Source organism: Actinomadura bangladeshensis (assembly GCF_004348335.1).
In the GTDB taxonomy this organism is placed as follows: Bacteria; Actinomycetota; Actinomycetes; order Streptosporangiales; family Streptosporangiaceae; genus Spirillospora; species Spirillospora bangladeshensis.
Map to the genome: position 1 here is coordinate 1 of NZ_SMJW01000328.1, position 7,556 is coordinate 7,556.

The window sequence follows — 7,556 nt, forward strand, 5'->3', positions numbered from 1 at the left end:
TAAGAGACAGGCTCATGGGCCGCCTGCGCGGCCGCCCCGCCGGCGGCGGCCGCCGGACGATCGGACCGGGGCCGGTCTCGCTTGTCCGGCTTATCGACGTTGGGCGGGTTCTTTCGCGGTCCGGTCATGGCGTCCCCCTTCGGGCTCGCCTGCTCCTGCACCCAGCCGGTCTCGTACGCCTCGGCGGGGACCGTGCGGCGCGCCCGGTCCCAGCGGTAGGCGAGGACGGCCAGCGCGGCGGCCCAGCCGGGCGCGGCGTTCGCCTCCGGCAGCAGTTGGGCGATCGCCGCCGTCGCCACCCCGGCGGCGGCCAGGGCGAGCAGGGTCGTGCTCCACGGCGCGTATCCGCGCAGGCGGAACGCGACCACGGCCACAGGTAGGGCGAGCACGGCCAGAAGCAGCGTCGGGCTCAGGTAGGACAGGTCGTCGCCGTCCGGGTAGAGCCTGCCCAAGGGCACCGACAGCGCGAGCCAGGACGCGATGACCGCGACGACCGCCATCCCCGTGGGCGAGCGCAGCGTCAGGTGGACGACGACCAGCAGGACCACGGCGCACGCCGCCGCACCCAGGACCGGCCCGTCGGCGACCACCGCGGCCGCCAGCACGAGCACGATCAGAAGCAGCCCGCCGAGGAACCTCAGCCCCGGCGTGATCTGGAAGTAGCGCACCCGCAGGCGCTCGAAGAGATCCCGCGTCGCGGCGTCCTTCGCCGGGCGGGAGCGGGACCTGCCGAACAAAGCCATCAGAAGCGAGTAAAGCGCAGGACCGCCCGGAACGGGACTCCCCGCACGCGGTTCGTTGCCGCCCGCCCTGCCTGCCTGGACCGGAGCGCGGCGCCCTCAGTCCCGAGACCAGGACATTTGTACTGTCCAGAAGGGGAGGTTCGGATCTGCTGCCGACACCGGCCGAATCCGTAACGTCCCGACCATGGAAGTCGGAACTGCGGAAGCGGCGGTGGTCTTCACCGGCGCGGTCAAGGACTACGGGACGGTCAGGGCGGTCGACGGACTCGACCTGCGCCTCGACCGGGGGACGTCCGTGGCGCTGCTCGGGCCGAACGGCGCGGGCAAGTCCACGACGATCGCGATGCTGCTCGGCCTCGTCCCGCCCGACGCGGGAACCGTGCGGGTGCTGGGCACGGCGCCGCAGCGGGCCGTGCGGGACGCCCGCGTCGGCGCCATGCCGCAGAGCGGGCGGCTGATCGGCGGGGTGACCGTCCGGGAGCTGCTCGGCTTCGTCCGCCGCACCCATGCCTCGAAGGCGCGCGGCCGGACCGTCCCCCCGCTGGACGAGACCATGGAGATCGCGCACATCACCGACCTCGCGGGGCGGCGGGCCGACCGGCTGTCGGGCGGGCAGGCGCAGCGCGTCAGGTTCGCGATCGCGGTGGCGGGCGCGCCCGAACTCCTCGTGCTGGACGAGCCCACCACCGGGCTGGACATCGAGGCGAGGCGCGAGCTGTGGGCCAGTGTGCGCTCCTACGCCGAGCTCGGGCGGACGATCCTGTTCTCCACCCACTACCTGGAAGAGGCCGACGACTACGCGGACCGGATCGTCGTCATCGACCGGGGCCGCGTCATCGCCGACGGCACCAGCGAGGCCATCAAGCGGCGGGTTCCCGGCCGGACCGTCGGCTTCGACCTCGACGGGCCGATGGCGGCGCTGGACGGCCTGCCGGGCGTGGTCGGCAGCGAGGTGCGGGGCGGCCGCGTCCAGTTGCACACCACCGACTCCGACGCGACGGTCCTGGCGCTGGCCGAGGCCGGGATGGTCCGGAATCTGGAGGTGACGGGGGCGGGTCTGGAAGAGGCGTTCCTCGCCCTCACCGAACGGAAGGAGGCCCTGCGATGATCCTGCGCTACGTCCGGCTCGAAATGATGCGGCTGCTGCGCGACCCCGGCTACCTGGTCATGAGCCTGATCTCGCCGCTCACCATGTACCTGGTGTTCACCAGCCTCGACATCACCGGACGGTCCGGGCATGCGGGCGCGGTGTACGCGATGGTGGGCATGGCCGGGTTCGGTGCGGTCGGGGCCGTGCTGAACAACGGGGTGTCCATCGCCGAGGACAAGCCGCTCGGCTGGATACGGCAGCTCCGCCTGCTGCCGCTGCGCCCGTCCGAGGTGGTCGTCGGCAGGACGCTGTGCGCGATGGCCGTCACGCTGCCGCCGATCGTCTCCATCTGCCTTGCGGGCGGCCTCGTGAACGATGTGTCGCTCGGCGCGGGCCAGTGGGCGGCCGTGCTCGTGCTGCTCTGGGCGGGCATCGCGCCCATGGCGGTCCTCGGGATCGGCCTCGGCTACCTGCTCTCCGCACAGCAGGCGCAGATGGCGGCGCTGACCTGCTACATGGGCCTGTCCCTGCTGGGCGGCCTGTGGGTGCCGATCGCCCGGTTCCCCGGATGGCTGCGGCACATCGCGACGGCCACGCCGATCAACCGGTACGGGGAGCTGTCCTGGCGCGTCACCGACGGCCACGCCCCGACGCTGACGGGTGTCGCGCTCCTCGTGGCGTGGGCCGCCGTCTTCGTCGTGTTCGCCGCCTACTGCTACCGGCGCTCGACCCGAACCCTGTGAACGGCCGCCCTGTGAACGGCCGCGGCATGGACGGCGGCACCGGCATACCGTGGCTTCGTGGACATGGAGAACGACGGGTGATCTCCTGGAAGGGCACTCCGCAACGGCGCGTTCCCGACCTCGACCTGGAGAAGGTGGACCGCGACGGGCCGGGCGGCCACGCCTTCGTGTTCTGGCTCATCGTCCTGGTGTGGCCGCTGTGGGACGTCGCCGACGGCCGCGCGCATCCCGTGTGGCTCGCCGTCGCCGCGCTGCTGGGCTTCGCGTTCCTGCACGTCGCCGTCGTCCGGACCTCGTTCGACGGGCGCGTCCCGATCCGGGTGCCGATCGTGCTGCTGATCGCCGAGGCAGGGGTCGCGTCCGCCGCGTCGCTGGGTTTCCACGGCCGCTGGTACACGATGTTCCCGCTGCTCGGGCTCGCCGCCGGCGTCCTCGTCGGGCACATGCCCCGGACCGGGCGCGGGCCGGAGCTTCCGATGCTCGTCGGCATCGGCGGCGTCTCGGTGCTCGGCGTCCTGGTCGGCTGGGCGGGCGGCGAGGACGGCGGCGCCCTCGCCGCGAACTGGTACGGCACCGTGACGGCGGGCGTGGTGACCGCGGTCATCCTGCGGCTGTTCACCGTCATCGGCATGCTCCGCGACGCCCGCGAGGAGCTCGCCGAGGCGGCCGTGGCCCGCGAACGGCTGCGCTTCTCCCGCGACCTGCACGACCTGCTCGGCCACACGCTGTCGCTCATGGTGGTCAAGGCCCAGGCGGTGCGCCGCGTCGCCGAGCGCGACCCGGCGGTGGCCGCCGAGCAGGCCGCCGACATCGAGACCGTCGGGCGCCGGGCGCTGGACGAGGTGCGGCAGGCGGTCAGCGGCTACCGCGGCCGCGGCCTGGCCGGCGAGCTGGACGCCGCCCGGACGGCGCTGTCGGACGCCGGTGTGGCCGCCACCGTCCGGCGGATGGGGCCCTCGTTGCCGCCCGACGCGGACGCGCTGCTCGGGTGGGTTGTGCGCGAGGGGGTCACGAACGTGATCCGGCACAGCGGGGCCGCGCACTGCGAGATCACGGTCCGCACCGACGAGCACAGGGCCGCCCTGACCGTGCTGGACGACGGAGCGGGGAAGGGCGCGATGGGCGGCAGCGGAGGTGGTCACGGGCTGCGCGGCCTCTCCGAACGGCTGGCGGCGGCCGCGGGGACCGCCGAGGCCGGTCCTGCGCCGGGCGGCGGCTTCCTGCTCGCGGTCGAGGTCCCCCTCCAGCCGAGCGCGGGTGGACAATGAGCGATGTGATCAGGGTGCTGCTCGCCGAGGACCAGGGCATGATGCGCGGCGCGCTCGCCCTGCTGCTCGGCCTGGAGGAGGACGTCGAGGTCGTCGCCCAGGTCGGCGACGGCGCCCGGGTGCTGCCGGAGGCGCTGCGGACCGTCCCCGACGTCGCCGTGCTCGACATAGAGATGCCCGGCCGCAGCGGCCTTGACGTGGCCGCCGACCTGCGCCGCGAGCTGCCCGCCTGCAAGGTGCTGATCGTCACCACGTTCGGGCGTCCCGGCTACCTGCGCCGCGCGATGGACGCCGGGGCGAGCGGATTCCTGGTCAAGGACGGCCCCGTCGAGGACCTGGTCAGGGCCCTGCGGCGCGTCCTGGCCGGGGAGCGGGTCGTCGACCCGGCGCTGGCGACGGCGGCGCTGTCGGTGGGCCCGAACCCGCTGACCGGCCGGGAGCGGGACGTGCTGGCGGCCGCGGCCGACGGATCGCCCATCTCCGACATCGCCGGACGCCTGCACCTGTCGGAGAGCACCGTCCGCAACTACCTGTCCGCCGCGATCGGCAAGACGGGGGCGCGCAACCGCATCGAGGCGGTCGGCACCGCACGCCACAACGGCTGGCTCTGACCCGCGTCCGCGGGCCGCTGCCATGATGGGCGGATGCGGATCCTGCGTACGCCCGACGAACGCTTCAGCGGCCTCCCGGACTTCCCCTACGAACCGCGCTACGCCGACGTCCCGTCCCAGGACGGTGACGGAACCCTGCGGATGGCGTATGTCGAGGCAGGCCCGTCCGACGGTCCCGTTGTGCTGTGCCTGCACGGTGAGCCGAGCTGGTCGTTCCTCTACCGCCGCGTCATGCGGGTCTTGGCCGGCACCGGGCTGCGCGTCATCGTGCCCGACCTGGTCGGTTTCGGCCGTTCGGACAAGCCCGCGGAGATGACCGACCACACCTACGCACGCCACATCGAGTGGACGCGCTCGCTGGTGTTCGACGTCCTCGACCTGCGGGACGTGGCCCTCGTCGGCCAGGACTGGGGCGGCCTCATCGGCCTGCGCCTGGTGACCGCCCATCCGGACCGGTTCTCCCGCGTCGTCGCGGCCAACACCGGCCTGCCCACGGGCGACTTCCCGATGCCGGAGACGTGGCTGAAGTTCCGCCGGTCGGTCCGGACCGCGCCCGAGTTCGACATCGCCCGCAACATCGCCTCCGGGTGCCGCACGACCCTGTCCGACGACGTGCGGGCCGCCTACGACGCGCCGTTCCCGGACGAGTCGTTCAAGGCGGGGCCGCGCGCGATGCCGGCCCTCGTCCCCGCCGAGCCCGACGACCCGGAGGCGCAGCCCAACCGCGACGCCTGGGACGTCCTGCGCGCGTGGGACAAGCCGTTCCTGGTGGCGTTCAGCGACAAGGACCCCATCACCGGGGCGATGGCACCGCTGTTCAAGCAGCTGGTTCCCGGCGCGCGGGGCATCGAGCACCCTACGATCGACGGCGCGGGCCACTTCCTCCAAGAGGACGACGGGGAACGGCTCGGCCACGCGATCGCGGCGTTCATCCGTTCCTGAGGAGCCTCCTTGACCGATCCCACCGACGCCCTGCCCGGATTCGCCCCCGCTCTCGACGGCTCCACGCGGACCTCGCGTGTCGCGGGCTACGAGATCGAGGACGAACTCCGGGCGGCGCGTCCGGTCACGATCGCCGGGGTGGACGAGGTCGGCCGCGGCGCCTGGGCGGGCCCCGTCGTGGTGTGCGCCGCGGTCACCGACCTGACCCCGCCGCCCGTCCTGCGGGGTCGCGGTAAGAAGACGGTCGCGCTCACCGACTCCAAACTCCTCACCCAGGCGCACCGCGAATCGTTCGCCGACCTGCTCCCCGGATGGCTCACCGGGCATGCCATCGGCGCGTCGTCCCCCGAGGAGATCGACGAGTTCGGCATGACGGAGGCGCTGCGGCGCGCCGCCGTCCGCGCGCTGGAGTCGCTGCCGGTCCGTCCCGACGTGGTCATCCTGGACGGCAAGCACGATTTCCTGGGGCGCCCTTGGCGCGTGCGGTGCGAGGTCAAGGCCGACCAGAGGTCGGTCACGGTCGCGGCCGCCTCCGTCTTGGCGAAGGTCCACCGCGACCGGCTGATGGCAGGGCTGGACGGCGAATACCCCGGTTACGCGTTCGCCGACAGTGCCGGGTACCCGTCGCCCGTCCACCAGAAGGCACTCGAAGAGCACGGGCCTACACCGCACCACCGGATGTCCTGGTCGTACCTGGACGACCTGCCGCGCTGGCGGCACCTCAAGAAGCACCGCGATCCGCTCGCGGGCGAAGGTCAGCTCAGCCTCCTGTGAGTCGTCCTTCGTGAGTCATCGCCCGCCGGCCGGGTAGGCGCCATCCACGGGAGGTACATGCCATGGATGCCGTCGTGAAGAAGCTGCTGCGCGAGTCCGGCCGGACGTTCGCCGAGGAGGCCGGCATAACGCTCAAGGACCAGCCGGCCGCGCTGTTCAAGCTGCTCGTCCTGGCCAACCTGCTGAGCGCGCGCATCTCGTCCGACATCGCGGTCTCCGCCGCCCGCGAGCTGTTCGAGGCCGGCGGCGGAACGGCGCGCGGCATGGGCAGGCTGTCCTGGCAGGACCGGGTGGACGCGCTCGGACGCGGCCACTACGTCCGCTACGACGAGTCCACCGCGTCCCGCCTCGGCGACACCGCCGAGATCGTCCAGGACAAGTACAAGGGCGATCTGCGGCGCCTCGCCATCGAATCGGGACGCGACCCCGGCAGGGCCGCCGGCCTCCTCCAGGAGTTCCCCGGCGTCGGCCCCACCGGTGTGGACATCTTCTGCCGCGAGGCCCAGGCCATCTGGCCCTGGCTCCGCCCCTACATCGACGACCAGGTCAAGAAGGGGGCCGACCGGCTCGGCCTGCCCACCGACGCCGGCGAACTCGCCGAGGAGGTCCCCGACAAGGACCTGGCCCGGTTCACCGCCGCCCTGGTGCGCGTCGCCCACGACAAGAAACTGGCGGACCAGCTCAAGGCGGCGTGACCGCCGGTCAGTCCTTGCCGCGCGAGGCGACCCACTCCAGGTTCCAGGCGTAGGCCTGGTCGACGGCCATCTTGCCCCAGCGCGGGCGGCCGGGCGGCGGCAGGATGAACCGCCCCTCGCGGCGGACGACCAGCTCGCCGTTCACGTTCTCGATGAGCGCCAGGACCGCGTCGCGGGAGGCGTCCATGCAGTCGTCCATCCGCATGTCGATCGGGGGCGCGCCCACGGGGAACAGCGTGGCGATGGCGTCCAGGCCGCGGAAGTCGTCGGCGCCCTCGTAGATCTCGGCGAACACCAGGATCCGCTTGAAGTCCTTGGTGTGGTCGAGGTTGATGTGCAGGTTCTCGCCCGACTCGATGGCGCCGGTGCGGTCGTCCTTGTCGAGCTTGATGAACGGCGCCCGGTCGAGCGCGCCCATGTCGCCGATCGCGTGGATGATGCCCTTGCGGCCGTCCTGCAGCTCCCAGAGGCAGCACAAATCCAGGTCGAGGTCGATGCCGCGGCGGCGCTTGCCGAGGCGCCCCTTGGCGGCGCCCTCGCGCGCCGTCCAGTTGAGGTTGACGCGCATGTGGCCGCCCGTCGCGCCGTGCTTGGTGAGCGACACCGCCGGCGCGTTCTTCGTCAGCGAGATCTTGCCGCCGCCCTGCTGCGGCTGCGCCGGCCCCGGCGGGGGCGCGTACTGACCGGGCG

At 72.9% G+C, this 7,556-nt stretch carries 7 protein-coding genes and 2 pseudogenes; 7 read left to right on the forward strand and 2 right to left on the reverse strand.

Going from position 1 to position 7,556, the window contains the following annotated elements:
* Positions 1-743, reverse strand: a pseudogene (locus E1284_RS36425) (AAA family ATPase); the annotation flags it as partial.
* A 184-nt stretch (positions 744-927) separates the two neighbouring features.
* Here E1284_RS36425 and E1284_RS36430 point away from each other — a divergent pair.
* The 7 genes from E1284_RS36430 to E1284_RS36460 all read left to right on the forward strand — a co-directional run bounded on the left by E1284_RS36430 (position 928) and on the right by E1284_RS36460 (position 6,866).
* A complete protein-coding gene (locus tag E1284_RS36430) occupies positions 928-1,851 on the forward strand; it encodes an ABC transporter ATP-binding protein (RefSeq protein WP_131944698.1) in 924 nt (307 codons plus the stop codon).
* Positions 1,848-2,576: an ABC transporter permease gene (locus E1284_RS36435; RefSeq protein ID WP_131944699.1), complete on the forward strand. Its 729-nt coding sequence runs from the start codon at positions 1,848-1,850 to the stop codon at positions 2,574-2,576. Before E1284_RS36430 ends, E1284_RS36435 begins: the two co-directional genes overlap by 4 nt.
* A gap of 77 nt (positions 2,577-2,653) precedes the next feature.
* The gene (locus tag E1284_RS36440) at positions 2,654-3,844 is read left to right on the forward strand and encodes a sensor histidine kinase (protein WP_207924156.1); all 1,191 of its coding nucleotides are present in this window, start codon (positions 2,654-2,656) and stop codon (positions 3,842-3,844) included.
* Between the two features lie 5 nt (positions 3,845-3,849).
* Positions 3,850-4,455, forward strand: coding sequence for a response regulator transcription factor (locus E1284_RS36445; RefSeq protein WP_131944703.1), 606 nt, complete (start codon positions 3,850-3,852; stop codon positions 4,453-4,455).
* 33 nt (positions 4,456-4,488) lie between these two features.
* Entirely contained in the window at positions 4,489-5,397 is a 909-nt protein-coding gene (locus tag E1284_RS36450; RefSeq protein ID WP_131944700.1) for a haloalkane dehalogenase, read from the forward strand.
* A 30-nt stretch (positions 5,398-5,427) separates the two neighbouring features.
* The gene (locus E1284_RS36455) at positions 5,428-6,171 is read left to right on the forward strand and encodes a ribonuclease HII (protein WP_131944704.1); all 744 of its coding nucleotides are present in this window, start codon (positions 5,428-5,430) and stop codon (positions 6,169-6,171) included.
* Between the two features lie 62 nt (positions 6,172-6,233).
* Complete coding sequence (locus E1284_RS36460; protein ID WP_131944701.1) at positions 6,234-6,866, forward strand: HhH-GDP family DNA glycosylase; 633 nt, start codon at positions 6,234-6,236, stop codon at positions 6,864-6,866.
* A gap of 7 nt (positions 6,867-6,873) precedes the next feature.
* Here E1284_RS36460 and E1284_RS36465 read toward each other — a convergent pair.
* Positions 6,874-7,556 (reverse strand): annotated as a pseudogene (locus E1284_RS36465) (TerD family protein); the annotation flags it as partial.

Coding starts and splice junctions, on each gene's coding strand:
- E1284_RS36430 (WP_131944698.1), top strand. CDS start 928: ATGGAAGTCGGAACTGCGGAAGCGGCGGTGGTCTTCACCGGCGCGGTC.
- E1284_RS36450 (WP_131944700.1), top strand. CDS start 4,489: ATGCGGATCCTGCGTACGCCCGACGAACGCTTCAGCGGCCTCCCGGAC.
- E1284_RS36435 (WP_131944699.1), top strand. CDS start 1,848: ATGATCCTGCGCTACGTCCGGCTCGAAATGATGCGGCTGCTGCGCGAC.
- E1284_RS36460 (WP_131944701.1), top strand. CDS start 6,234: ATGGATGCCGTCGTGAAGAAGCTGCTGCGCGAGTCCGGCCGGACGTTC.